Below are 25710 nucleotides of genomic sequence, written 5' to 3'. Positions count from 1 at the left end.
CCAAGCCGCAGGAGGCTCATAGCGAGATCAAGCCGCCGACCTCGGAGGTGATCGCGCGCGAAGCCAAGATCGAGGTGAAGCCCGAAGCGCCTGCCGCGATGCCGGCAGCCGAAGCGCCGAAACCTGCTGCTGCCGTCAACTCGACCGAAGCTCCCCATGTCACGGACGCGCCCAAGCCCGCGCCGCCCGCGATGGAAGCCGCTGCGCCTGCCAAGCCAATGGCTGCCGAAGCGCCTAAAGAGGTCGCGCAGGAATCCGCGAAGGAGCCGGTCAAGGAACAGCCCAAGGAGACGGTCAAGGAAGCAGCAAAGGACGCGCCCAAACCGGCTCCGGTCGAGGCGCAAGCCGGCCCGCCGCCCCCTGTTGCCAGCGTCGATGCGCGGCGCGACAGCGACGGCTTGCGCGTGACGTTCCCGCTTTCCGTTGCAACGCCGGCCGCAGCGTTCCGCCGCGGCGACACGGTGTGGCTGGTGTTCGACTCGCCAAAGCCCATCGATGTCGAAGCGATCCGCGCCCGGGGTGGTGCGATGATCGGCGAGGTCAGCCGCATGCCACTCGAGAAGGGACAGGCGGTGCGAATCCGTCTCACCCGTCCGCTGGTCTATTCGCTGACCAGCGAGGAGGTCGGCAAGGAGACCAACTGGCTGCTGACGCTCGCCGACAAGATCCAGGCGCCGCCGTTGCCGCTGATGATGTCTCGCAACATCACCGATCCCGCACTCGCCAACATCGCCATCCCCTTTGCCAATCCAGGCCAGCTGCACAAGCTTACCGACCCTGACGCCGGTGACATGCTCTACGTCGTCACCGCGCAGCGGCCGGTCCGCGGCTTCATCAAGCGACAGGATCTCGTCGATCTCTCGCTGCTGGAATCCGCGCACGGCATCGCGATCCGGCCGAATTCCGACGATGTTGGCGTCGAGGTCGGACAGGACAAGGTCATTCTCGGCAAGAAGGGCGGCCTGACGCTGTCGCCGGTCGACGTCTCTGCGGAGCGCGCACCGACTGCGGTGCGGCCGGTCTTCAGTCCCGAGAGCTGGCGCAAGGGCCAGTCGGAAGATTTCTGGACGCGCCAGAGCGATCTGATCACGGCGATCTCGGCCGTCGAGCCGGCGCAGCGCTCGCTGCCGCGGCTCGATCTCGCCCAGTTCTACATGTCGCGCGCGATGTATTACGAAGCCAAGTCCGTGACCGAGGTGATGCTTTCGGATCCGCTCAACAAGGAGGAGAGCAGCGCGCTGATCATCCACGCGATCGCGAGCATCCTGATCGGGCGCACGACCCAGGGCCTGAAGGATCTCGCCAACCCCGTGATCGGCAACAGCCACGATTCCCAGCTCTGGAAGGCGCTCGCTTATGCGCGCCAGGGCAAATGGGCGGACGCCCGCGAAAAATTCAAGAACGTCGAATTCGCCATCGCTTCGCTGCCGCTGGACGTCCAGCGCATCGTGACGATGGATGCGATGCGCGCCTCGCTCGAGGTCAAGGACTATGCCGGCGCCTCCAAGCGCCGCGGCGAGATCGAAGTGGTCGGCGTGCCGCCGGAGGCGGCGCCTGGCTTTGCGGTGCTGCGCGGCCGGCTCGCCGAAGCGCTCGGGCACGACAAGGACGCACTCGACGACTATAAATTCGCGGTTGCCTCGGCCGATCGGCAGGCCGCCGCCGAAGCCAAGCAGCTCGAGGTCGCATTGCGCCAGAAGCGCGACGAGATCGGCAAGGAAGAGGCGCTGAAGGAGCTAGAGACGCTGTCGATGACTTGGCGCGGCGACTCGATCGAGGTCAAGACGCTGCAGATGCTATCGCAGCTCTATTCGGAGAACGGGCGCTACCGCGACGCGCTCACCGCGGCGCGCACCGCGACGAAGATGCAGCCGAACTCGGAAGCTTCGCGCCAGGCGCAGGATCTGGCGTCGGACCTGTTTACGCAGATCTTCCTGGGGCCCAAAGGCGATGAACTGCCGCCGGTCGAGGCGCTCGGAATGTTCTACGAGTTTCGCGAGCTGACGCCGATCGGCCGCCGCGGCGACGAGCTGATCCGCCGTCTTGCCGATCGTCTCGCTTCGATCGACCTGCTCGACCAGGCCGCCGAGCTCCTGCAATACCAGGTCGACCATCGCCTCGAAGGCGCAGCACGCGCGCAGGTCGCCGCGCGCCTTGCCATGATCTATCTCGCCAACCGCAAGCCGGACATGGCGATCACGGCGCTGCGCGCCAGCCGCATCAGCGACCTCTCCGGCGAGCTGCGGCAGCAGCGCCTGCTGCTCGAGGCGCGGGCGCAGAGCGACGTCGGCCGGCATGACCTCGCGCTCGACATCGTTTCCAACGTATCGGGGCGTGAAGTGCTGCGGCTGCGGTCGGATATTTTCTGGGCGGCGCGGCGCTGGCGCGAGTCTGCCGAGCAGATCGAGCTCTATTACGGCGATCGCTTCCGCGACTTCAAGCCGCTCAACGCGGTCGAGAAGAGCGACATCATCCGCGCCGCCGTCGGCTATGCGCTTGCCGACGATTCGATCGGACTGTCGCGTTTCCGCGAGAAATACGCGCCCTTGATGAGCGAGAGCGCCGACCGGATCGCCTTCGACATCGCCAGCAAGCCGGCCGCCGCCTCCAGCGCCGAATTCGCCGAAATCGCAAAACTCGCCGCAAGCGTCGACACGCTCGACGGTTTCCTGCGCGAGATGAAGCAGCGCTTCCCCGACGCGACCGCCCGCGCGCCGGCGTCGCCGCAGGCCAAGGACGAGACCGAGCATACCGGCTCGCTGCCGACGATCCCCGTCGTGCGGCAGATCAAGATGACGCGGTAGAAATTCTGCTACTTCTGGCCTCTCGACAGGTGCCGGCCGAGGCGGCAACCTGCCCACCTTCATGCCGGGAGAGCGACGATATGAGCAAGCCTGCCAAGACCGAAGCCGAACTCATCGCCATGGCGCGGGCCGAATTGAAGGTCCATGCCAACGGTCCTGACAGCCTCGTCATCTCTGTTGTCCGCGACGGCGACAGCTGGGAGTTCCGGGCCGACGCCGACCAGGCCACACGCGACAAGCCCGGCTTCCCCGAAAGCGTCGCGATGCTGGTGCAGATCGGCGATCACCTCAGCAAGCAATACGACGTGAAGTAGGACCGTCGCTCCGCGCGACGCGCGGCCCGAGGCGTCGCCACACACTCGTCATTGCGAGCGCAGCGAAGCAATCCAGAATCTTTCCGCGGAGGCAGTCTGGATTGCTTCGTCGCAAGGGCTCCTCGCAATGACGGGCAAAGGTCGGTGGCAATCATTGGCGCCGGGTGGATGCGCCACATGTTGCGCCCGGCGCCCACTATCCCCCGTAACTCTGCACCAGGCTCCCCGCCACCAGCGACCAGCCGTCGACCAGCACGAAGAAGATCAGCTTGAACGGCAGCGAGATCGTCGCGGGCGGCAGCATCATCATGCCCATCGACATCAGCACCGAGGCGACGACGAGGTCGATGATCAGGAAGGGGAGGAACAGCAGGAAGCCGATCTCGAAGGCGCGCTTCAGCTCGGAGATCATGAAGGCCGGGACCAGGATGCGCAGCGCGAGGTCGTCGGGCGTCGCCGGTGGCGGCTCGCCGGAGAGATCGAGAAACAGCTTCAAATCCTTCTCGCGCACGTTCTTCTGCATGAAGCCGCGCAACGGAACGGAGGCGCGCTGGAACGCGTCCTCGACGCTGATCTGGTTGGCGACCAGCGGGCGGATGCCGTCGTCGTAGGATTTCTGCAGCACTGGTCCCATCACGAAGAAGGTGAGGAACATCGCCAGCGCCAGGATCACGGAGTTCGGCGGCGCGGTCGCCGTGCCCATCGCGGTGCGCAGCAGCGACAGCACGACCACGATGCGCGTGAACGACGTCATCATGATCAGGATCGACGGGGCGATCGACAGCACCGTGAGCAGCGCGATCAGCTGGATCGCACGCTCGGTGACGCCGCCACCGCCAGCCCCGCCGCCGAGATTGATGCTGATGTCCTGCGCATGCGCAGGGCTTGCGAGCGACGTCGCGGCGATCAGGACAGAAAAAAAGAATACTCTACGCGGGAAGGACGGCAGCCTCACGAAGACGGCTTCGGACGGCCGAGCAGCGAGGCCATCTCGTCTTCGAGATTTTCAAAGCTGGTCTTCTCCTGAGCCGGCCTTGCCGGCGGAGCCGGAGGTGCGGGCGGCTCGGCGCGGGCAGCGCGCGGCGCAGGCGCATCCGGTGCCACCGGCGGGGCGATGGGCTCGCCGGCCGGACGGCGCAAGGCAGCCTCGAGGCGCTGGGCCATCTCGGCGAGATTCTGCTCGGCGCTCGACGGCGCGGCGGCAGCGGGGGCGGGCGGCGGAACGGGGGGAGCGGCCTGCGGTATCGGGGGAGGAGGTGGCGGCGCAGCTGCACGCTCGGCGCGCACCGGCGGCATTTTCGCCGGATCGCTCTGGCGCGGCGGGCGCGGCATCAGCGGCGGTTCGTTGCGTGCAACGCGCGGCATCGGCTCGTGACGAGACTCACGCTCGGGACGCGGCATCGGTTCAGGCGGGAAGCCGCCGAGCTGCGGCTCACTGCGGCGCTCGGCCAGTGCAGGCGCCGGCCGGCGGACCTCGTCGGCGAACGACGGACGCGCGGGCCGGGGCGGCGGCTCGGGCATCTGCGGTTCGGGATGGTCGAGCACTTCGGGGCGCGGCGCCTCGTCGGCCCAGCTGCCGGCATCGGGCATCGGAGCGAGGCGCGGCGGCTCGGCGGCGCTGGGACGCTGCGGAATCTGGTCACGGCCCGCGGCGGCGCGCACGATATTCGGTTCGACGACGATGTCGGTGGGGCCCCCGATCATCAGGAGATGCTCGACATTGTCACGGCGGACCAGCACCAGGCGCCGGCGGCCGTCGACCGCGGCCGCGTCGATCACGGCGAGCCGGGGCATCCTGCCGCGCTGGGTGTTGGCGCCGAGCCGGGTGGTCGCGAATCGGCGGACCAGCCACGCCGCGACGCCGATCAACGCCAGAACGACGATGAACGCGACGATGAAGGTGATAGGACTACCGTTCATACCTGTCCCCGGTAAATGGCGCTTCTGTCCTGCCTATAGTCGGATCCCGACCATCGGCCTGCGATGCCCCAAACCTGTGATTTCTTAACGTCCCGCGGCAAGTTCTGCCGTCCCCAACTCTTAATAACCCATGAATCGCCCGATCCAAAACGACTTCTTGGCCTGCGCATGCGTCGCCAAGCGGTTGGGTTAATGCGGCTTTTGGAACGGGTCGAATCAGGGGGCGGGGATTACATGTCTCAATCGGAAACATGGATCCGCCGTGCCTTAACCACCTGTTAACCATACACGCGGCAAATTCTGCCTAGCTTCGGATCTCAGGGTCCGCAAGAGGCGGAAGGAGCCGCGACGATGTCCATCAACGATCTACCGGTGTTGTCGGCGCTTCGCACCAAGATGCAGTGGCACCAGGAACGCCAGCGCGTCCTGTCCGAGAACGTCTCCAATTCCGACACCCCCAATTTCCGGCCACGCGAGCTGGTCGAGCCGAAGTTCGACAAGAACGGAGCCACCACAGGCTCGATGGGGACCCTGGCCATGACTGTCACCAGCGCCTCCCACATGACGCCGTCGGGGGCGGCCTCGAGCTTCGACCAGAACAAGAACGCGGGTTTCGAGACCCGCCCCGCAGGCAACGCCGTCAATCTCGAAGAGGAGATGATGAAGTCCGCCAACAACCAGATGGACTACGCGGCGGTGACCTCGCTCTACTCGAAGAGCCTGCATCTTCTGAAGACCGCGATCGGCAAAGGCTAGAGCATGATCTCGGAATAGTGTGAAGCGGTTTTCCAAAAAGATCATGCTCAAAGATAGAGAACCAGAGGAGCTAGATCATGGCCAACGACAGCAGTGACTTTGCCCGCTCCATGGCGATCGCGACCTCGGGCCTGCGGGCCCAGGCCGGGCGCATGCGGGTGATCTCCGAGAACATCGCGAATGCGGATTCGACCTCGGCCACCGCGGGCGGCGATCCCTATCGGCGCAAGGTGCCGACGTTCTCCTCCGCGCTCGACCGCACGCTCGACGCGCAGGTGGTCACGCTTGGCAGGATCAAGCCCGACCAGTCCGACTTTCGCGTCAAATACGAGCCGACAAATCCGGCGGCGGACGCCAGCGGCAACGTCAAATATCCCAATGTGAATTCGGTGGTCGAGATGACCGACATGCGCGATGCGCAGCGGTCCTACGAGGCCAATGTCAACATCATCAGTGCAACGCGCCGGATGATCCAGCGCACGCTCGACATCCTCAAGGCCTGAACAGGAAATTTTAAGCCATGGCAACACCGACAATCGCGGCCAACGCCTACGCCAATCTTGCGCGTGTGCTGGAAAATACCGGCGCGGGCAAGGGCAGCGAGCCGAACGGGCAGTCCTTTGCCGCGCTGCTGAAAGACGCCGTCGGCAGCGTCATGGAATCCGGCCGCAAGTCCGACGCGCAGACCGTGGCGATGGCCAACGGCAAGGCCAACGTCATGGACGTGGTGACGGCGGTCGCCGACACCGATGTCGCGGTGTCCACGCTGGTCTCGGTCCGCGACCGCGTGATCGCGGCGTATGAAGACATCATGAAGATGCCGATCTGATTTCTGGAGCTGGCGCTCGCCCAGCCGTCATTGCGAGCGTAGCGAAGCAATCCAGAGTCGTTCCGCACGCGCCAGTCTGGATTGCTTCGCTTCGCTCGCAATGACGAGGGGATAGGTCTTCGTATCGCCCGGGATGGCGGTGGGGAGGCGAGGAATGAATAGAGGAATTCTGTAAATGACCGGACCCGAGACCCTCGACGTCGCCCGCGATGCGATCTGGACCATCGTGATCGTGTCCTCGCCGCTGATGGTGGTCGGGCTGGTGGTCGGCGTGATCGTGTCGCTGTTCCAGGCGCTGACGCAGATCCAGGAGCAGACGCTGGTCTATGTGCCGAAGATCCTGGCCATCTTTGCCACAATGCTATTGGCGCTGCCGTTCATGGCCGACGCGCTGCATTCCCACATGCTGCGGATCTCGTCGCGAATCATCGGCGGCTGAGGCACAATGCGCTCACCATGCGCATCGACGTCTCGCTGCTGCCGGCACTTGCCGCGGCCTTCATGCTCGCTTTCGCCCGGGTCGGCGCGATGGTGATGCTGCTGCCGGGGCTCGGCGAGACCAACATCCCGACGCGGGTGAAGCTGTCGATTGCGCTGCTGCTCACGCTGATCATCCTGCCGCTGCATCGCAACGCCTATCAGGTCGACATGGGCTCGCTCGCGCCGATGCTGGTCCTGATGCTGCATGAGATCGTCATCGGCATCGTGCTCGGCGCCACCGCGCGCGTGACGCTCGCGGCGCTCCAGGTCGCGGGCGCGGTGATCGCGCAGCAGATGGGACTTGGCTTCGTCACCTCGGTCGATCCGACCCAGGGGCAGCAGGGCGTTCTTGTCGGCAACTTCCTCACCATGCTGGGCGTGACCTTGCTGTTCGCCACCGACAGCCATCATCTGGTGATCGCGGCGCTGAACGACAGCTATTCGATCTTTGCCCCGGGCGAGACCGTCTCGAGCGGCGACGTCGCCTCGCTGGCGACGCGCGCCTTCTCCGCCGCGTTCCTGCTCGGCCTGCAGTTGTCGGGGCCGTTCCTGGTGTTCGGCCTCGTCTTCAACATCGGACTTGGGGTGCTGGCGCGCCTGATGCCGCAGATGCAGGTCTATTTCGTCGGCGTGCCGCTGTCGATCTTCGCGGGCTTCATGGTGCTGGCCGTGGTGCTCACGGCGATGATGGGCACCTATCTCGACTACTTCATCGGCGTCATGCACCAGATGCTGCCGCTCAAGTGACGGGTGATCGATGGCCGAAGACAACGATCCAGAGAGTCAAACAGAAGACCCGACGCAAAAGCGCCTCGACCAGGCGCTCGAACGCGGCGACGTCGCCAAAAGCCAGGAGATCAACACCTGGTTCATGATCGCGGGTGGCACGCTGGTGGTCTCGACCTTCTCGGGCTCGGTCGGCAGCGGCCTGCTGACGCCGCTGCGCAATCTGCTCGCCAATTCCTGGATGATCAAAACCGATTCCGGCAATCTGCTCGCGCTGATGCAGCAGATCGAGGTCGCGGTGCTGGCTGCGGTCGGCGTGCCGCTCTTGATGCTGGTGATCGCGGCGATTGCCGGCAACATGCTGCAGCACAGGCTGGTGTGGTCGACCGAATCCCTCATTCCCAAATTCAGCAAGCTCTCGCCGGCTGCCGGCTTCAAGCGCATCTTCGGCAAGCAGGCGGGGGTGAATTTTCTCAAGGGCATCGGCAAGCTGGTCGTCCTCGGTGTGGTCATGACCACGATCCTGTGGCCGGAGCGGCACCGCATGGAGGCGATGGTCAAGCTCGATCCGATGGCCATGTTGGGCGCCTCCACCGGCCTGACCGTCCATCTGCTCGGCGCGGTGGTCGCAGCGCTCGCGATCATCGCCATCGGGGATTATTTCTTCCAGTATCGCAGCTGGTTCCAGCGGCAGAAGATGTCGCTGCAGGAGATCAAGGAAGAGTTCAAGCAGTCCGAAGGCGACCCGCACATCAAGGGCAAGCTCCGGCAATTGCGGCAGCAGCGCTCCAAGAAGCGCATGATGGCGGCGGTTCCCAAGGCGTCGGTGATCATCACCAACCCGACCCACTATTCGGTGGCGCTATCCTACGAACGCGGCATGTCGGCGCCGATCTGCGTCGCCAAGGGCGTCGACAACCTCGCGTTCAAGATCCGGGAGATCGCGCGCGAGCACGACATCCCGATCGTCGAGAACGTGCCACTGGCCCGCGCGCTCTATGCGACCGCAGAAATCGACAAGGAAATCCCCGTCGAGCACTACCATGCGGTCGCCGAAGTCATCGGCTATGTCATCCGGCTGAAGCGCGGTTTCAGTGCCGCGCGGCAATAAAACCCCGGAAAAGTACCGGAAATGGCTGTAAACTGGGAATCAGCGTACCTTTCGCCCCTGTCGCCCTTGCGTCCGCGGGTCCGATTCAGGCAGGGAGGACCCGACGTGCCCTGTGGCGCGTTGATTCTCTGCCGACAGGCTGCCCTAGCGTGAAATGACCGCCGAGACCGACCACAATCTGTCACGCGAGCCCGTTGCGGCGCATGAGCCGTCGCCGCGCTCGGGCAGCATTGCGCTGGTGCTGCTGGTTGCCACCGGCCTCGTCGTGGTCGCCGTCGGCCTGATGACGCTCGGGCGTGCGCAGGCGCAGCCCTACATTCTCGGCATCCTCGCCGTGCTGGCGATGATCGGCCTGTTCAACCTGTTCGCCTTCGCCGCCGGCATCATCCGCTTCGCCGACCGCAATCTCGACGATCCCATCATCGGCCGCATCTCCGACCATGCCTTCGACGGCCTGGCCGTGACCGATCCGCGCGGCCATGTGGTCTATTCCAACGCGGCCTATCTGACGCTGACCGGCGCCGCCGGCCCGCAGGACGTGCGCCCCGTGGAGCGCGTCTTCATCGGCAATCCTGACGTTTCCGAAGCCGTGTTCCGCCTGCTGAAAGCCGCCCGCGAAGGAAAACGGCAGCAGGAAGAGGTGCGCATTTCCGGCCAGGACGGCAGCCACGGGCGCTGGCTGCGCATGCGGGTGCGTCCGCTCGGCACCGGCAAGCGCGAGGCCAAATATGCGGTGTGGTCGATCGCCGACATCACCCGCGACCGCGAGCGCCAGGAAGACGTGTTCCAGGAACTCCAGCACGCGATCGAATATCTCGATCACGCGCCGTGCGGCTTCTTCTCGGTCAATCCCGCCGGCGAGCTCGCTTATGTCAACGCGACGCTGGCCAACTGGCTCGACTATGATCTCGCCGAGATCGGCTCGGGCGGCCTGAAGCTCGCCGACATCGTCTCGGGCGACGGCGCTTCGCTGCTGTCTTCGATCGTGGCGGTGCCGGGCGAGGTGAAGACCGAAGTCTTCGACATCGATCTGCGCATGCGCACCGGCAAGACCATGCCGGTCCGGCTCTATCACAAGCTCGCCTTCGGCGCCGACGGCGCGCCGGGACCCTCGCGCACGCTCGTCATCAGCCGCGCCCGTGACGAGCGCAGCGATCCTGATCGTGCGGCCGAAGTGCGCTTCATGCGCTTCTTCGACCACACGCCGATGGCGATCGCCACCGTGGATCGCGGCGGCAACGTCGTGCGCGCGAATGCGCGCTACGCCAAGCTCGCGCAGGGCCTCGGGCTCGACAGCGCCTCCAAGTCGATCTTCCGTGCGGTCAATGCGCGCGATCGGCACCTTTTGATTGCAGCCATCAATCAAGCGGCCGAAAACCAGGCCGACATCGCGCCGGTCGAGGTGGCGTTGGAAGGACCGAAGGAGCGCTGGGGCCAGTTCTTCGTCACTCCCGTCGATGCCGCCGAGAACGATGCGGAAGCCGCGATCGTGCACATGCTCGAGACCACCGAGCGGCGTGCGCTGGAGAATCAGATCAACCAGTCGCAGAAGATGGAGACGGTCGGCCAACTCGCCGGCGGCATCGCTCACGACTTCAACAACGTGCTCTCCGCCATCATGATGGCGAACGACTTCCTGCTGAACGCGCACAAGCCGACCGATCCGTCGTTCCAGGACATCATGCAGATCAAGCAGAACGCGACGCGGGCTGCGACCCTGGTGCGGCAGCTGCTCGCCTTCTCGCGGCGGCAGACGCTGCGGCCGCAGGTGCTCGATCTCGGCGATGCGCTCTCCGATCTCACCATGCTGCTGCGCCGGCTGATCGGCGAGAAGGTCAAGCTCGACCTGATCCACGGCCGCGACCTCTGGCCGGTCAAGGTCGACGTCTCCCAGTTCGAGCAGGTCATCGTCAATCTCGCGGTGAACGCGCGCGATGCCATGCCCGACGGCGGCAAGCTGATCATCCGTACCGCCAACGTCGCGACGGAAGAGGCGGGCAAGCTCGCCTACAAGGGCATGCCGGCGGCGGATTATGTGCGGATTGAAGTTGCCGACACCGGCACCGGCATTCCCGCTGATATCAGGGACAAGATCTTCGAGCCGTTCTTCTCGACCAAGGAAGTCGGCAAGGGCACTGGCCTTGGCCTTTCAACCGTCTACGGCATTGTCAAGCAGACCGGCGGCTTCATCTACGTCGATTCCGAGCCGGGGCAGGGCACCTCGTTCCACATCTTCCTGCCGCGTCACCACGCCGAGGCTGAGGTGCCGGTTGAGCAGCCCGCCGTTGTCGCCGCTGCGGCCAACGGCGCTGCCAAGGACGCTGCGTCCGCCGCTGTGGAGAGCAAGCCTCGCACCGATCTCACCGGGCAGGGCACCATCCTGCTGGTCGAGGACGAAGAGGGTCTGCGCGCGCTGAACGCTCGCGGCCTGCGCTCGCGCGGCTATACCGTGGTCGAGGCCGAGAACGGCGTTGAGGCGATGGAGGTGCTGGACGAGCAGAGCGGCGCCATCGATCTCGTCGTCTCCGACGTCGTCATGCCGGAAATGGATGGGCCGACGCTGCTCAAGGCGATGCGGGAGAAGAACCCGGATATCCGCTTCATCTTCGTCTCCGGCTACGCTGAAGACGCTTTCGAGAAGAGCCTGCCCGAGGGCCAGCAGTTCGACTTCCTGCCAAAGCCGTTCACGCTCAGCCAGCTCGTCGCGGCGGTGAAGGAGACGATGACGAAGCAGGGGTGAGGTAAGCGCCACACACTCCGTCATTGCGAGCCACCGGGTCCGCGCGAAGCGCGGCCCGATGACAGGCTCCACGAAGCAATCCAGACTGCTCCCGCGGAGGAATTCTGGATTGCTTCGTCGCAAGGGCTCCTCGCAATGACGGGGAGGGAGCGGAATTTCCCCGCCGGTAACCCGCGACCACAGTTCCCGCCCGTATCCGGCCAACCCCCCGTCGAATATGGACTTTTACCGTGTCCCCGCGACCGAGGGCCGCAGCCGCCGGTTCCGAAACCGGCTTCCTTTTTGGTGAAGCCTGCCCATGTTACTGGCACGTCCCCATGCCGGGGATTTGGGAAACGAACATGAATTTCTCGCAATGGTCCCGCAGTCTCGTGAAGACGATTGCCGTCGTTCTGGCGCTCGCGCTGCCGACGGCGCTGGCGATCTCGTCCGCTGACGCCCGCGTCGGCGGCGGCTTCTCGTCGGGTTCGCGCGGTTCGCGGACCTTCTCGGCCCCGCCGTCGACCACGACCGCGCCGGGCTCGACCTCGCAATTCAACCGCACCTATAGCCAGCCGGGCGCGGGTATGAGCACAACCGCGCCTTCGCGCGGCGGCTTTTTCAACCGCGGCGGCGGTTTCCTGGGTGGTCTTGCGGCCGGCTTCCTCGGCGCCGGCTTGCTCGGCATGCTGTTCGGGGGTGGCCTGTTCGGCGGTCTCGGCGGCCTGTCCTCGTTCCTGGGCCTGATCATCCAGATCGTGCTCGTCGTGTTCGTGGTGCGGCTGGCGATGTCCTGGTGGCAGCGCCGCAATTCGCCGCAGGCGGCCTATGCCGGTGCGGGACCGCAGACGAGCTATCGCAGCGGTCTCGGTGGCGGTCTTGGTGGCGGTCTTAGCTCTGGTCTCGGCGGCGGCTTCGGCTTCGGCGCCAACAACGCGCCGCTCGAGATCAAGCCTGCTGATTATGAGGCGTTCGAGCGCCTGCTCGGCGACATCCAGTCGGCGTGGTCGAACGAGGACGTCGCAAAGCTGCACACGCTCGCGACGCCGGAAATGGTCTCCTATTTCGAGCAGGACCTTGCCCAGAACCGCGCGCGCAACGTCGTCAACAAGGTGGCCAACGTCAAGCTGTTGCAGGGCGACCTCGCGGAAGCCTGGCGTGAGGGCGAGACTGATTACGCGACCGTGGCGATGCGCTTTTCGCTCAGCGACAAGACGGTCGACCGCAACACCGGCGCGATCGTCGCCGGCAGTGAGCAGCCTGGCGAGGTCACCGAAGTCTGGACCTTCGCGCGCCGCCCGGGCAGCCCCTGGGAATTGTCGGCGATCCAGCAGACCAACTGATCGCACGCAGAGCAACAAACGAGGGCGTCGTGCCTCAAGCACGGCGCCCTTTTTCGTTGAGCCGCCGATGCCCTGATACGGCCGAGCATTTTGCGGGAAGCACTTAATTGCTTGTTGCCTGCGCCGAACTCCCGCAACTTCGCGCCAGCCAGGTGCAGAAGGAGATATTCGGTGAGCCAGTCCGTCGCGCACTCCAGGACACATCACGACAACCCCGCCAGAAATTCGTCCTTGCCGTTGGAGGCGATTGAAGCTGTCTATGACCGGATCGAGGCCGAGCGCGACCGCAATTGCTGGATCTATGTCCGCCCGCGCGAGGAGGCGCTCGAAGCATGCCGCAAGCTCGTGGCGCGCGCGCGGACGGGTGAACATCTTCCGCTGCTCGGCATTCCCTTTGGCGTGAAGGACAATATCGACGTCGAGGGAATGCCGACCACCGCCGCCTGCCCGGCGTTCAGCTACACGCCGTGGCATTCCGCGCGCAGCGTCGAACGCCTCAGCGCGGCCGGCGCAATTTGCCTCGGAAAGACCAATCTCGATCAGTTCGCCACAGGCTTGTCCGGCGCGCGTTCCCCCTATGGCCCCTGCGCGTCGGTCGCCCACGCGCGCTATGTTTCGGGCGGCTCAAGTTCCGGGTCTGCGGTCGCCGTGGCGGCAGGGCACGTGGCGTTCGCGCTCGGCACCGACACCGGCGGGNCCCGCCGGTTTCAACAACATCGTCGGAATCAAGCCGACCGTTGGGCTTGTGTCGTCACGCGGGCTGGTGCCGAATTGCCCGACGATCGATTGCGTTTCGGTGTTCTGCAATACCGTCAGCGATGGCGAGGCGATCCTCGACATCATCGAAGGGTTCGACTTCGAAGATCCCTACAGCCGCCGACCAAGGGCGTTTTCCTTCGCGGGAGGATCGTTGTCATCGTTCCGGTTCGGCCGCATTGCATCCGCCGATCTCGAATGCTTCGGCATGCCGGAATGCGGCGGACTGTATGAGCGCGCCTGCGCGCGTTTCACCGAGATCGGCGGAACGGCTGTTGAGGTGGACTTCACCCCGTTCCGGCAGGCCGGGGAGTTGATGTTCAGCGGACCTTGGGTCGCCGAGCGGCACTCGGCAATAGCTGCGCTCCTGGACATCGAGTCCGGCTCCCTGCTCGATGTCACCAGGACCGTGCTCGCTTCAGCCGCCGGCTATTCGGCGACCGACACGTTCGGCGCGATTCACCGTTTGCACCGGCTGCGCCGCGACGCCGAGGCGATCTTTGCGGGGATCGACGCGCTGGTGGTCCCGACCGCACCGCGGCCCTTCACGCTGGAGGAGATGCTGGTCGATCCGATCACCCTCAACAATCACCTCGGCTACTATTCGTACTTTGCCAATCTGCTTGATCTCTGCGGCGTAGCGGTTCCGAATGCGACATTGCCTGATGGCATGCCGATGGGTGTGACCCTGCTGGCGCCGGCCTGGCACGATCGCGCGCTGATCGGACTGGCGCGGCGATTCGAGGCTGGTGCAGACCGAGCGGCGTTCGCATTGAAGCCCAGCGCCTGAAAGGCGGAGATTATTCCATCTCCTGCCCGAGCATCGAAAGATCCAGGATCGAAATCACGGATCTGTCGTACCGGATCACGCCTTCCTCCTGGAGCCGCGCGAGTTGCACGGTCACCCATTGGCGGGTGGACCCGATGAGATTGGCGAGATCGCCGTGGGTAAACGGCATGCCGACGACGATCTCGTTGTCGCGCTTCACGCCGTAGACGTGCGACAGGAAGATCAGCAGGCTGTGCAGCCGCTCGGTCACCGAGCGCGTCCCAAGCATCTGGGCCATCGCCGAATAGCATCGCGCCTTGAACGCCAGGGCATCCAGCAAGGCGACGGCGATCGCCGCCGATTCCAGCGCAAGCCGCCGCAGCGCCGGGCCGGGCATGAACGTCAGCTGGCTGCGTTCGGCCGCAACCGACGTCCACATATGTGGGCCCGTTCCGAACATGTCGGGGCCGCCGACGAAGTTGCCGGGGAACCAGTAGGCGAGGGTGACCTCGCGCCCTGACGGCGCCGCATAATAGCTGCGGATGCGCCCCTCGCTGATCAGGTAGATCCCGACCTGTGCGTCGCCCTGAGACCAGACCAGTTGGCCGGCTTCCAGCGTCTTCTCGCGTCCGATCGCACGCAGGCGATTGCGATCGGCCCGGTTGAGGCCATCGAGCAGGCCAGGCAGCGGCCTGACGAGGTCGTCCGACTCGGCCAGCATCACACCTGCCGCTATCGCGCTGTTCGCCCTGTGCATCGCCGGCTCCACCATGAGACCCGGCGTCGATGATTCAAGAACCATGCCAGCGCAATGCGATTCTCCTCTCGATTTTCGAGGTCGAGGCGATCAGTTCGAGTCCGACTGATTGAACGCCCGCGCTCCTTCGGCGCGGATGACGTCGAGACAATCCTTCTTGAGGGAAAGATATGATGGTTCGACCATGATCGTGCTCGACCGCGGACGCGGCAGCTTGACCGCGACCTCGCGCAGGATGCGGCCAGGTCCCGCGCTCATGATGAGAACGCGGTCGGCGAGCAAGATGGCTTCATCGATGTCATGCGTGACGAACACGATTGTCGCCTTGATCCGGTCGCGCAGCTCCAGCAGATTGTCTTGCATCACCGCCCGGGTCTGCGCGTCGAGGGCCCCGAAGGGTTCGTCCATCAGCAGCACGCGGGGCTGGTTGGCCAGCGCCCGCGCGATCGCCACGCGCTGTTGCATGCCGCCGGACAGCGTGTTCGGATAAGCGTCGGCGAAACGCTTGAGACCGATCATCGCGATCAGATCGTCGGCGATGGCATTCGCTTCCTTCCTGGACTTGCGATGCATCCTGGGGCCGTGCGCGATGTTCCTGCGGACCGACTTCCAGGGGAAAAGATGCGGCTGCTGGAACACCATGCCGACATCGGGCCGCGGGCCGCCAACAGGCGAGCCTTCCACCAGGATGTCGCCTTCATAAGGCACTTCCAGTCCGGCGATCGTGTTGAGCACCGTCGATTTGCCGCAGCCGGAGGGCCCCACGACGCAGACGAATTCGCCAGGCGCGACGTCAAAGGACACGCGATCCACCGCGACGGTCTGCCCGCGATGGGTGTCGAACACGATGCTCAGGTTCGAGACTTGAATGGCCGGTTGCTTCCGCGCCGAGTCCACGGAGGCCGGTGAGCTTGCCAGCGCCAGTTTCACGATCGATCGAGATCCCGACATCAGCGCCACCAGACGGTACGTTCGGCAAGAACCGCAAACAGCCGGTCGGCAATGAACGAAATCAACCCGAGCGCGGCGAGCCCGCCCATGACCTGGCCCGTCTGCATGTTCTGCTGCGCGATCTCGATCCTGTAGACGATGCCGGCGAAAGTGCCGGCAAGCTCGGCCGCGACCAGCGTGTAAAAGGAGATGCTGACAGCGGTGCGCAAGCCCACCACGATGTAGGGCAGCGCGCCCAGCAGCACGATCTCCTGCAGCATCTGCCGCCGCGGCGTGCCGAGCATCAAGGCCGCCCGGATCAGGCCGCGGTCGACCTTCTGCACGCCGATATGGGTCGAAAGCCAGACCGTGAAGAACACTCCCCATACGACGAGGAAGAGTTTGCCGGCCTCCGACAGGCCGAACCAGAGAATGACGATCGGCACGAAAGCAATCGGCGGAATTGGCCGCAGGATATGGAAGAGCGGGGACAGCAGGCTCGACATGACCGGGAATTGGCCGGTGAGGATGCCGAACAGGATGCCGAGGGCGCCGCCCACCATGAAGCCCGTGGTGACGCGATAGAGGCTGGCCGTGAGATCGACGAGGAATTGTCCGCTTCGTATCCACTCGAGCACGGCCGCGGCAACCACCGTCGGCGGCGGAAACAGCACCATGTTGACGGCCCCGGAGCGGGACGCCAATTCCCAGAGGCCGACGAACAGCGGCAGCGACAGCGCCCCGACCAGAATATTGAGGCGGCGAAGACGGGCTGAATCCGGCCGCCGGTTGCGGCCGCTACTGCGAACAGCAATCCGCTGTGGCGCTGACGTGCCATCCTGCATGGCTGTGCGGGTGCCTATTTCCACGAAAGAGTGACCCGTTCGGGGGCCATTTTTTTCAGCGGCTCGCTGACGACGACCTTGCTGAAGTCGGGCATCACAGCGCCCGGAGGATGGTTGCCGCTCTCGAGGCGCCATGCGGAGTGGGTCTTGAGAATCTCGACCAGCCGGTCGTCGAGACGCACCCGGTAAACATAATCGGTCCAGATCGGGGCGAGCTCGTCCCGCTTCATGCCGACGGCGTCCGCCACGACCGTGATCGCGTCATCCGGATGTGCCTTCATCCAGACCTCCGCATCGATCAGTGCGGCGATGAACTTCTCGATCAGCGCGGGGTTGGCGTCCAGATAGGGCCTCATGACGACGATGTTGAACGTCTCGGAATAAGTGCCTGAAGTATCGAGCTCGGCGACGGCTTCGCCCAGGGCCTTCTTCGCGTTGGCGATGTGGGGCTCCCAGGTGTCGATCGCATCGATGCTTCCGGCTGCGAGCGCCGGCAGCATCTCCTGCGGCCGCAGGTTGACGAGGGTGACATCCTTGGCCGTCAATCCCGCCGATTTCAGCAAGGTCGCCGTGTAAACTTCGCTGCCGGTGCCGGCGGTGAATCCGATTCGCTTGTCGCGAAGATCCGCCCTGGTCTTGATGGCGGCCTTGGCCGTGACGACCGTCTTGAGGTCGGAATATTCCATGCCGGCGACGAAGGCGATGGGCTGGCCAGCCATCGCTGCAGCGGTGACCGGCGCCTCGGCCGTCGTCGCGATGTCGGCGCCGCCTCCGATCACGGTGTCCAGGCATTGCTTGCCGGACGTGAAGTTCGCGACTGTGACGTCCAGTCCGTTCTTTTCGAAGATTCCCTTCGATTTGGCGACGATCGCAAGGCCGGAGATCGGTCCGAGGTTTTGCGCAAGCCGGGCTTTGAGCAATTCCGCGGCCGAGGCGCAGCCTGGACTGATGGCAAGGCAGCAAAGCGCAAGTGCTGCGATTGGGCGGACGGTGTTCCAGTGCATGACGATCTCCCTCGTGCCGCGCCCGGCGGCAGCCCCGATGCGACCGCGGAGACCGCCCTGAACGGTTCCGCCACAGACTCCCGCGTCCTCCCGGCCGCTCGCTTGAGGATCGGCCTATGTTGGCATGCTCGCCCGGCGCCACGATCTCGGGAAGCAATTAATCGACACGACGTTCGGGGACCGGCGTGTTGGAGTGTCAGCAAGGCGGCGCCGTCTCATCCTGACGGAACATCCGACCGCATGCTACATTGGGCCCGTCGCTCCCACGCTCACGGACCCCTCCCATGAAATACGAGCTCTATTACTGGCCCGAGATCCAGGGCCGCGGCGAATATGTGCGGCTGGCGCTGGAGGAGGCGGGTGCGGCCTACGTCGACGTCGCACGCGGCCCGCGCGGCAGCGGCGCCATGATGAAGATGATGGAGGCCCGCAAGGGCACGCCGCCCTTTGCGCCGCCGTTCCTGAAAGCGGGCAAGCTCGTCATCGGCCAGACCGCCAACATCCTGCTCTATCTCGGCGCGCGACATGGGCTCGCGCCGAAGACGGAAGCGGGTAAACTCTGGGTGCACCAGCTTCAGCTCACCATCGCCGATTTCGTGGTGGAGATCCACGACACCCATCATCCGCTCGGGCCATCGCTCTACTATGAGGACCAGAAACCGCCGGCCAAGAAGCGCACGGCCGCGTTCTGGGACGAGCGCGTGCCGAAATATCTCGGCTATTTCGAAGGGCTTCTCGACAGCAACGGCGGTGCCCATGTCATCGGTCGACGCTTGACTTACGTCGATCTCTCGCTGTTCCAGATCGTCGCCGGACTGCGCTATGCCTTTCCCAGGCGCATGAAAGCGTTCGAGAAGAATATCCCTGGTCTCGTCGGCCTGCATGACCGCGTCGCCGCACGGCCGAACATCAAGGCCTATCTCGCCAGCGATCGCCGCATTCCCTTCAACGAGCAGGGCATCTTCCGGCGCTATCGCGAGCTGGACGCCTAGGTCGCGCTATCCGGCAAAGTTGCGGCCGGGCACGCGAAAGGCCCGGTCGTCGGGACCGGGCGATCCATTGCAGAAAAGCTTGATCAGGCGAGCTGATCGATCCGGGTGCCCTGACCCGGCGGCAGCGGCGCCGGCGGCGTCGGCTGGTAGGTCGGGTCGTTGTCCTGGGTCTTGGTCTGGTCGTCCGGCTGCTTGGTCGTGTCGTAGCTCGGAACCACGATCGTGACAGGCGGCGGCGCAACGCTGGAAACGCTCATCCACGGATCCTCACAGATTGAACCTGATGACCCTGCCCTGCGAGGGACGAATGGTCCGTCAAGCCAATCGTTAAAATGCGAAGGGATCTGGTGGGTTGAATGACGTTTTCTCGCGCCAATCGTCCCGATGTCCCGGCGAGCCAGTGGCCTCTCCTCGTCATTGCGAGCGCAGCGGAGCAATCCAGAATCCCTCCGTGGAAAGACGCTGGATTGCTTCGCTGCGCTCGCAATGACGGAGTACGTGGTGGGCAGCGTCGCGATGCCCTCTGCACTCGGGGAAGGAGTGAAGGCAGCCCGGCCTACTCGTCCTTGGGCCGCGTGATCGCGATCGCGGCTTCCGTCTTGGTGCGGGTGCATTCCATGTTGAGGCGCTTGTAGCGCATGGTGATCTTGTCGCCGCGGAGCAGGCCCATGCGCTTCAGGCAGCGCGTGGCGCCGGTCGTGGTGTCGTCCTTGGTCACTGTGAAGATGATCGCGGCCGCGGAGGCCACGAGATCATAGAACTGCGGCGTCGGCTTGCGGTCGCCCTTGGCGTAGAGCTCGTTGGAATAGGCCTGTCCCTTAGAACGGCAGCCGAGCGACAGCTCCTTCGCCGCGGGATGGGTGAGGTAGATGATGTTGGCGGCCTTGAAGTTGACCTTCAGCCCGTCGATGCCGCCGGCAAGCTGCTTGGCGATGTCGTCGCACTGGTCGGCGCGCGCAGGCGCAGGCAGGGTCACAAGGCCGGTGATTGCAGTGGCGACAATAATCGCGCCGCGGACGTGCAGTCTGGAAATCATGATGAAAAGCCCCTTGAGGGCGCGCATTCAACCGTCGCCGCGCGCGAAGCGCAAGGGGTGCAACCCGGCTCGACCGGGCACAACTCCAGCTATTGCAGGCAGGCGGCAAAAATGGCCGTCATGGCACCCAAATAAAGCACCGAATCGGGATGCCCCGGCCGCGCCAGGACGCCTTCCCTTTGTGGCAAAAAAGCTTAGAACGCTTCCATGCTGAGAGGCCCGCCAGGGCTGCAAAACCCGAGATCGCCCCATGAACGCTCCCACCGCCTTCCCCGACCAGTCCAAGCCCGTCCCGCCCTACAAGCACACCCCGCTGTTTCCGCTGGGCAAGGACGAGACGCCCTACAAGAAGATTTCGTCCGAGGGCGTCAGGGTCGAGAAGGTCTTGGGCAAGGACATGCTGGTAGTCTCGCGCGAGGCGCTGCGGGCGCTGTCGGAGGCGGCTTTCGGCGACATCAATCATTATTTGCGCCCGGGCCATCTGAAGCAGCTCCGCGCCATCCTGGAGGACGGCGAGGCCAGCCCGAACGACAAGTTCGTAGCACTGGATTTTCTGAAGAACGCCAACATCGCCGCCGGCGGCGTGCTGCCGATGTGCCAGGACACCGGCACTGCGATCATCATGGGCAAGAAGGGCTGCAACGTCATCACCGACGGTGAGGACGAGGCGGCGCTGTCGGAAGGCGCGCGCGATGCCTATTTGCGCCGTAACCTGCGCTACTCGCAGGTTGCTCCCTTGTCGATGTATGAGGAGAAGAACACCGCCAACAACATGCCGGCGCAGTGCGAGATCTATGCCGAGGGCGACGACGCCTACAAATTCATGTTCATGGCGAAGGGCGGCGGCTCCGCCAACAAGAGCTTTCTGTTCCAGGCCACGCCCTCGGTGCTGACCAAGGACCGGTTGCTGGCTTTCCTGAAGGAGAAGATCCTGACGCTCGGCACCGCCGCGTGCCCGCCTTATCACCTCGCCATCGTGATCGGCGGCACCTCGGCCGAGCTCTGCGTGAAGACGGTGAAGCTCGCCTCCGCCCGTTATCTCGATGCGCTGCCGACCCACGGCTCGCCCGATGGCAACGCCTTCCGCGACGTCGAGATGGAGAAGGAAATCCACAAGATGACGCAGTCGCTCGGAGTCGGCGCGCAGTTCGGCGGAAAATATTTCTGCCACGACGTGCGAGTTATCCGCATGCCGCGCCACGGTGCCTCGCTGCCGATCGGGCTTGGCGTGTCCTGCTCGGCCGACCGCCAGGTGCTCGGCAAGATCACCAAGGACGGCGTCTATCTCGAGGAGCTCGAGCATAACCCGGCGCAGTACCTGCCTGAGGTCGAAGAGGCGCTCGGCGGCGAGGTGGTCAAGATCGACCTCAACCAGCCGATGAAGGACATTTTGGCGACGTTCTCGAAATATCCGATCAAGACGCGGGTCTCGATGACCGGCACCATGATCGTCGCGCGCGACTCTGCACACGCCAAGCTGCGCGAGCGGCTGGAGAAGGGCGAGCCGCTACCCGACTATTTCAAGAACCATCCGGTCTACTACGCCGGCCCGGCCAAAACGCCCGAGGGCTACGCCTCCGGTGCGTTCGGTCCGACCACGGCGGGCCGCATGGATTCCTTCGTCGACCAGTTCCAGGCCGCCGGCGGCTCGATGGTAATGGTCGCAAAGGGCAACCGCGCACCTGCCGTGCGCGAAGCTTGTAAAAAATATGGCGGCTTCTATCTCGGCTCGATCGGCGGCGCGGCGGCGAACCTCGCCGAGCACTGCATCAAGAAGGTCGAGGTGCTCGAATATCCCGAGCTCGGCATGGAAGCGATCTGGCGCATCGAGGTCGTCGACTTCCCGGCGTTCATCATCATCGATGACAAGGGGAACGACTTCTTCAAGGAGTTGAATCTGGGCTGAGGCGGCACTCCAGCGCCGTCATTCCGGGGCGCGCCTCTTGGCGCGAGCCCGGAATCCAATGACCGAGTAGCTCTACGCCCGTGCTCCGGTGAACGGGAAACTGCCCATCGGGCCAATGCCCATCTCGCCGTTGATGCTGTCGCCGGAGACCGTGCCGGTGAATTCGAGCGTCAGCGGCATCGGATTGGTGATCGAGACTTTCCAGGAGACGTTGTCGCCGCTGACGGTGCCGTCAAAAATCTCGGCGGTATTGCCGTCCGCGTCCAGCGTGCCCGTGAGCGTGCCGCCGCCTTGCTTCAGGCTCAGCGTTGCCTGGCGCTCGCCCATCGGCGTCGTCATGGTCAGATTCCAGTTGCCGTCCACGGCCATTCGCGTCTCCCGAACATTGTCGCGGCCGGTTGCGACGATCCGCAACCAGTCCCGGGCCGAGCCTATAGNGCCTAACGTCGTGTCAGCGGCAATCAGGCGCGGGCGGCGGCGCGGCGGCGATTGGTGACGACGAGCCGAAACACCACGTACTGCACGGCAAAGGCCAAAACCTTGGCGCCGCCCGCGATCACCGAGATATAGAACGCCCACAGCTTCAGATCGCCGGTCGAGGCGACGATGATTGTGCCGGCACCGAGGGCGAACATCAGCGCGGCCCAGGCATAGCCCGCAGCGGTGACATAATCCGGCGCGGTCTCGACCACCATCGGCGGCATGTAGCGCAGCATCCAGCCGCGCTTGAGCATGATCGCGCCGATCGCAAAATGCGCGATCGCGGGCTTGGCCAGCATGAAGCGGGGATCGTTGGTGAGCAGCGTCACCGTGCCGAGCACGACGACGAGCGCGACACTCGCATAGGTCATGTAGCCGAGCTCGCGCCCCTTGACGCGGGCAAAGATCACCTGGGCGATCGCGCCGGCGACCGCCACCGACGTCGCCAGGATGACGTTGTCGGTGATCAGATAGATCACCAGGAAGACGATAGCCGAAAGGAAGTCGGAGGCGAGGCGGGCGAATACGTCCTTCATCGTCGGTCCTGTCTCACGGGGCTTCCGGCAGCGCGGCGGCCTGCGCACCATACTTGATCTGACGATATTCGGGATACCATTTGGTAAAATAGATCGCGCTGTTGCGGGCGGCGAAGGCGACCGCGAGGCCCGACCACACCGGCAGGCCCGGGAAGTAGAGCAGCGCGATGTTGGCGGCCATCATCAGCAGCGCGGCCACGGTCCATGCCGCGGTGATGACGTAGTTGGCGGTGAGGAAGCCGGGCATTGCCGCCGTCTCGGCCGGAACGGACTCGATCGCGTATTGCAGCGTGAAGGGCCGGCGCGCCAGCATCGAGCCGAGCGAGATGACGAAGATGCCGATATCGACCGAGAGCTTGACGCCGAGCGTGCCGAGCGTGGGGTGCAGCACGAGGAAGAGGCCGATGCCGGCGAACAGGATCGCCGAGCCTGCGGCCAGGATTTTCACCGAGCGGCCGCGGGCAACATCGATCGCGATCGTGGCGAGACAGATCGCGGAGCCCGCGAACACGCTGATCGTGGCCGACGTCATGAACATTAGGAAAGTGTAGACGCCATAGGGGGCAAGGATCAGAAAGATCGTCATGGTCGCCTCGGTCGCACCAATCTTTACGGTGTCAAGATTGATAGTTCAGCGCCGGCGCCGGGTCAAGCAAAATCTTTACAGTGTCAAAATTACGTGAATGACCTGTAAAAACTCAATTGTCGCAATGGCTTGTTCTGACATCTCCTCCGCCATGGCGGCCCAGGGGAGGCGCGACAGGATGGTCAGCGCGGAGGCGATCAGAACGCCGATGGTCAGGTAGATGCTGCCGCCGCGGCAGATCGTGAATTTGCGCGAGCCCGGATTTGCGTACATGCCGAGCGGATGCAGCAGCCGCGACAGCAGAAGCACGCCCATCAATACGTGAATGCGCAAGGCCGATGCGCCTGACATTTCGAGCAGCGCGACCATCAGCGTGATGATGGGGACGTATTCCATGAAATTGCCATGGGCCCGGATCGCGCTGCGCAGGTTTTCGTTGCCGCCATCGTCGAAGGCGGCCCTGCTGCTCCATCGCAGCCGAATGACTTGCAGCGCGAGTGCGGCGTAGATCAGCGCGAGGATGGCGAGATAGTTCGCGGTGATCGAAGGCATATGCATGCGAGATCTCCTCTACCCGTCATTCCGGGCGGCGCGAAGCGTCGAGCTGCGGTGCGCAATTGCGCACCTGAGAATCCATCGGGCGGCAAGTTATGTGGCGAAATGGATTCCGGGTTCACGCTTCGCGTGCCCCGGAATGACAGGCCGGTGCGCTAATCCGCTCCCACCCAATTGCCGTGGAAGCCGTCGGGCACGCGATGGCCGAGCTGCACCAGCGCGGCGGGGCCGGCCTCGATGTCGGTGGCGTTGAACACGGCGAGGTCGCTGCGGTTCTCCCGTGCGCGCCAGACCACCGCCAGCAGCCAGCCGTCGCCTTCCGCAGCATCCTTCGATCGTTTGACGAACACAGGCTCGGAGACGGTGTCGCCCGCCGGGAGCAGATACTGCCCGAGCCGCTTGCCGGTACCGTCGACATGAACGATGCCCGATAGCGCGCCGAACATCGGCAGACGCGGATTGGCGCAGGCGTACCAGCCGTGACGGCTCGTCAAGCCGGCGCGCCGATCGTCAATGCGCGGAAATTCGCCAGTGAGATCGTCCAGATAAGTTTGCTGAAAGCGGTCGGTATCGCCAGAGAGGTCGAAGCTCCAGCGGCAGTGGCGGGCGCGCGATTTCTCCGGATCCGTCGGCCGTCCATCGGGATGGGGAAACAGCGGCGCTTGCTCGAATTGCATGACGTCGGCGATGATGCGGTCGCCGTCCTCCCACGCGTTCATGACGTGGAAGACGTAGCAGGCCTGGGCGCGGAACCAGACGATGTCCTTTGCCGTGCCGTTGCGCTTCATCACGCCGACATAGGCGCCTTTCTCGGGCTCCCAGGCATAGGGCGGCTTGCCGCTCATCGCGCGCTCCGTGCTGCCGGTGAGGGGCAGGATCGGAAACAGCACGTGATGTTCGGTGACGATGAAGTCGTGCACCATGCTGGCATAGGGCGTCTCGAAGCGCTCGAAGCGCGTGACCTTGCCGCCCGCGTCGATCGATCCGTAGGAGAGGGCAGGGGTCAGCGGGCCCGCCGCATTGTAGCCGAAGAACACCAGCTCGCCCGTGACAGGATCGACCTTCGGATGCGCGGTGAAAGGGCCGGCAATGCGGCTCTGGTAATTGCAATAGCCGCGCGTCGCCAGCGTGCCCGGCTCGATCTCGGTCGGCAGATGTCCTTCTTCAAGCGCGAGCAGCTTGCCGGCATGGAAGATGATGTTGGTGTTGGCGACGCCGCCGTCGGTCAGGTTCGTGGGCGCATCCGGCAACCTGCGTCCAAAGCCGCCGAACAGCGCGCGGCCGGCATCGTGCTCGGCGAGCCATTTCGGGGTGCGGACCCAGCGATTGCGGTAGGAGGCGCGTCCCTCCTCCAGATGGAAGGCGTGCAGCATGCCGTCGCCGACGAACCAGTGGGCGCCGGGGGAATCGAACTGCGGATTGGGGCCGTTGCGATAGAGCGTGCCGTTCAGCTCGCGCGGCAATTCGCCGACGATCTTGAGAAAAGGCGCGTCCGCCTCGAACGGGATGGGAGCGATATTGTTGCGGCGCTCGGCGGTCACGTCATGATGCACGGC

The 25710-nt window shown here is 64.6% G+C and carries 26 protein-coding genes and 1 pseudogene; 14 read left to right on the top strand and 13 right to left on the bottom strand.

Going from position 1 to position 25710, the window contains the following annotated elements; all coding sequences use genetic code 11:
* Both AOQ71_RS14630 and AOQ71_RS14625 read left to right on the top strand, forming a co-directional pair.
* Positions 1-2804: tetratricopeptide repeat protein (locus AOQ71_RS14630; RefSeq protein ID WP_245316879.1), on the top strand; the 2804-nt coding region annotated here is incomplete at its 5' end.
* An 80-nt stretch (positions 2805-2884) separates the two neighbouring features.
* Positions 2885-3118: a hypothetical protein gene (locus tag AOQ71_RS14625; RefSeq protein ID WP_057747380.1), complete on the top strand. Its 234-nt coding sequence runs from the start codon at positions 2885-2887 to the stop codon at positions 3116-3118.
* A gap of 196 nt (positions 3119-3314) precedes the next feature.
* Here the strand turns inward: AOQ71_RS14625 and fliP are convergent, their stop codons facing one another.
* Both fliP and AOQ71_RS14615 read right to left on the bottom strand, forming a co-directional pair.
* Positions 3315-4073, bottom strand: coding sequence for a flagellar type III secretion system pore protein FliP (gene fliP, locus AOQ71_RS14620; RefSeq protein WP_057747379.1), 759 nt, complete (start codon positions 4071-4073; stop codon positions 3315-3317).
* Positions 4070-5038: a flagellar biosynthetic protein FliO gene (locus AOQ71_RS14615; RefSeq protein WP_057747378.1), complete on the bottom strand. Its 969-nt coding sequence runs from the start codon at positions 5036-5038 to the stop codon at positions 4070-4072. Before AOQ71_RS14615 ends, fliP begins: the two co-directional genes overlap by 4 nt.
* A 351-nt stretch (positions 5039-5389) precedes the next feature.
* On the opposite strand from AOQ71_RS14615, the gene flgB reads away from it, so the two are divergent.
* The 10 genes and pseudogenes from flgB to AOQ71_RS47790 form a co-directional block, all read left to right on the top strand.
* A complete protein-coding gene (flgB, locus tag AOQ71_RS14610) occupies positions 5390-5794 on the top strand; it encodes a flagellar basal body rod protein FlgB (RefSeq protein WP_057747377.1) in 405 nt (134 codons plus the stop codon).
* A 77-nt stretch (positions 5795-5871) separates the two neighbouring features.
* The gene (flgC, locus tag AOQ71_RS14605) at positions 5872-6297 is read left to right on the top strand and encodes a flagellar basal body rod protein FlgC (protein WP_057747376.1); all 426 of its coding nucleotides are present in this window, start codon (positions 5872-5874) and stop codon (positions 6295-6297) included.
* Between the two features lie 17 nt (positions 6298-6314).
* Positions 6315-6623 (top strand): flagellar hook-basal body complex protein FliE, encoded by a 309-nt coding sequence (fliE, locus tag AOQ71_RS14600; protein ID WP_057747375.1) that lies wholly within the window; start codon positions 6315-6317, stop codon positions 6621-6623.
* Between the two features lie 175 nt (positions 6624-6798).
* Positions 6799-7062, top strand: a complete 264-nt coding sequence (gene fliQ, locus AOQ71_RS14595; RefSeq protein WP_027534765.1) for a flagellar biosynthesis protein FliQ — start codon at positions 6799-6801, stop codon at positions 7060-7062.
* A 17-nt stretch (positions 7063-7079) separates the two neighbouring features.
* Positions 7080-7850 (top strand): flagellar biosynthetic protein FliR, encoded by a 771-nt coding sequence (fliR, locus tag AOQ71_RS14590; protein WP_057747374.1) that lies wholly within the window; start codon positions 7080-7082, stop codon positions 7848-7850.
* Positions 7851-7860: 10 nt separating this feature from the next.
* Positions 7861-8940, top strand: coding sequence for a flagellar biosynthesis protein FlhB (flhB, locus tag AOQ71_RS14585; RefSeq protein WP_057747373.1), 1080 nt, complete (start codon positions 7861-7863; stop codon positions 8938-8940).
* A gap of 154 nt (positions 8941-9094) precedes the next feature.
* A complete protein-coding gene (gene cckA, locus AOQ71_RS14580) occupies positions 9095-11680 on the top strand; it encodes a cell cycle histidine kinase CckA (RefSeq protein ID WP_057747372.1) in 2586 nt (861 codons plus the stop codon).
* Between the two features lie 317 nt (positions 11681-11997).
* Positions 11998-13002 (top strand): Tim44 domain-containing protein, encoded by a 1005-nt coding sequence (locus tag AOQ71_RS14575; RefSeq protein WP_057747371.1) that lies wholly within the window; start codon positions 11998-12000, stop codon positions 13000-13002.
* Between the two features lie 171 nt (positions 13003-13173).
* Positions 13174-13698: pseudogene (locus AOQ71_RS47795) on the top strand (amidase family protein); the annotation flags it as partial.
* A gap of 1 nt (position 13699) precedes the next feature.
* Positions 13700-14548: amidase family protein (locus AOQ71_RS47790; protein ID WP_245316878.1), on the top strand; the 849-nt coding region annotated here is incomplete at its 5' end.
* Between the two features lie 10 nt (positions 14549-14558).
* Here AOQ71_RS47790 and AOQ71_RS14565 read toward each other — a convergent pair.
* The 4 genes from AOQ71_RS14565 to AOQ71_RS14550 all read right to left on the bottom strand — a co-directional run bounded on the left by AOQ71_RS14565 (position 14559) and on the right by AOQ71_RS14550 (position 18063).
* Positions 14559-15284, bottom strand: a complete 726-nt coding sequence (locus AOQ71_RS14565) for a Crp/Fnr family transcriptional regulator (RefSeq protein ID WP_057747406.1) — start codon at positions 15282-15284, stop codon at positions 14559-14561.
* Between the two features lie 90 nt (positions 15285-15374).
* The gene (locus AOQ71_RS14560; protein WP_057747405.1) at positions 15375-16235 is read right to left on the bottom strand and encodes an ABC transporter ATP-binding protein; all 861 of its coding nucleotides are present in this window, start codon (positions 16233-16235) and stop codon (positions 15375-15377) included.
* The gene (locus tag AOQ71_RS14555; RefSeq protein WP_057747370.1) at positions 16235-17083 is read right to left on the bottom strand and encodes an ABC transporter permease; all 849 of its coding nucleotides are present in this window, start codon (positions 17081-17083) and stop codon (positions 16235-16237) included. The genes AOQ71_RS14560 and AOQ71_RS14555 overlap by 1 nt, the downstream gene beginning before the upstream one ends.
* Positions 17074-18063, bottom strand: a complete 990-nt coding sequence (locus tag AOQ71_RS14550) for an ABC transporter substrate-binding protein (protein ID WP_057747369.1) — start codon at positions 18061-18063, stop codon at positions 17074-17076. The genes AOQ71_RS14555 and AOQ71_RS14550 overlap by 10 nt, the downstream gene beginning before the upstream one ends.
* Before the next feature lie 284 nt (positions 18064-18347).
* Between AOQ71_RS14550 and AOQ71_RS14545 the strand changes: the two genes are divergently transcribed.
* Positions 18348-19055, top strand: coding sequence for a glutathione S-transferase (locus AOQ71_RS14545; protein ID WP_057747368.1), 708 nt, complete (start codon positions 18348-18350; stop codon positions 19053-19055).
* Positions 19056-19138: 83 nt separating this feature from the next.
* On the opposite strand, the gene AOQ71_RS46300 is transcribed toward AOQ71_RS14545, so the two are convergent.
* Positions 19139-19312, bottom strand: a complete 174-nt coding sequence (locus AOQ71_RS46300; RefSeq protein WP_167353975.1) for a hypothetical protein — start codon at positions 19310-19312, stop codon at positions 19139-19141.
* Positions 19313-19611: 299 nt separating this feature from the next.
* The gene (locus tag AOQ71_RS14540; protein WP_057747404.1) at positions 19612-20091 is read right to left on the bottom strand and encodes a hypothetical protein; all 480 of its coding nucleotides are present in this window, start codon (positions 20089-20091) and stop codon (positions 19612-19614) included.
* A 250-nt stretch (positions 20092-20341) separates the two neighbouring features.
* Between AOQ71_RS14540 and AOQ71_RS14535 the strand changes: the two genes are divergently transcribed.
* Entirely contained in the window at positions 20342-21997 is a 1656-nt protein-coding gene (locus tag AOQ71_RS14535; RefSeq protein ID WP_057747367.1) for a fumarate hydratase, read from the top strand.
* Between the two features lie 72 nt (positions 21998-22069).
* On the opposite strand, the gene AOQ71_RS47785 is transcribed toward AOQ71_RS14535, so the two are convergent.
* From AOQ71_RS47785 to AOQ71_RS14510, 5 genes are all read right to left on the bottom strand, one after another.
* A complete protein-coding gene (locus AOQ71_RS47785) occupies positions 22070-22366 on the bottom strand; it encodes a hypothetical protein (RefSeq protein ID WP_057747366.1) in 297 nt (98 codons plus the stop codon).
* 92 nt (positions 22367-22458) lie between these two features.
* Positions 22459-23013 carry an inner membrane-spanning protein YciB gene (locus AOQ71_RS14525; protein ID WP_057747403.1) on the bottom strand — a complete coding sequence of 185 codons (555 nt, stop codon included), beginning with the start codon at positions 23011-23013 and terminating at the stop codon, positions 22459-22461.
* 13 nt (positions 23014-23026) lie between these two features.
* A complete protein-coding gene (locus AOQ71_RS14520; protein ID WP_057747365.1) occupies positions 23027-23599 on the bottom strand; it encodes a hypothetical protein in 573 nt (190 codons plus the stop codon).
* Between the two features lie 75 nt (positions 23600-23674).
* Positions 23675-24157 (bottom strand): MAPEG family protein, encoded by a 483-nt coding sequence (locus AOQ71_RS14515; RefSeq protein ID WP_057747364.1) that lies wholly within the window; start codon positions 24155-24157, stop codon positions 23675-23677.
* A 152-nt stretch (positions 24158-24309) separates the two neighbouring features.
* Positions 24310-25707, bottom strand: a complete 1398-nt coding sequence (locus AOQ71_RS14510; protein ID WP_057747363.1) for a carotenoid oxygenase family protein — start codon at positions 25705-25707, stop codon at positions 24310-24312.
* Positions 25708-25710: the final 3 nt, after the last annotated feature.

The organism is Bradyrhizobium manausense, assembly GCF_001440035.1.
Classification (GTDB): domain Bacteria; phylum Pseudomonadota; class Alphaproteobacteria; order Rhizobiales; family Xanthobacteraceae; genus Bradyrhizobium; species Bradyrhizobium manausense.
Note: the sequence above shows the minus strand (reverse complement) of the source record. Positions and strands in the feature narration are given on the sequence as shown.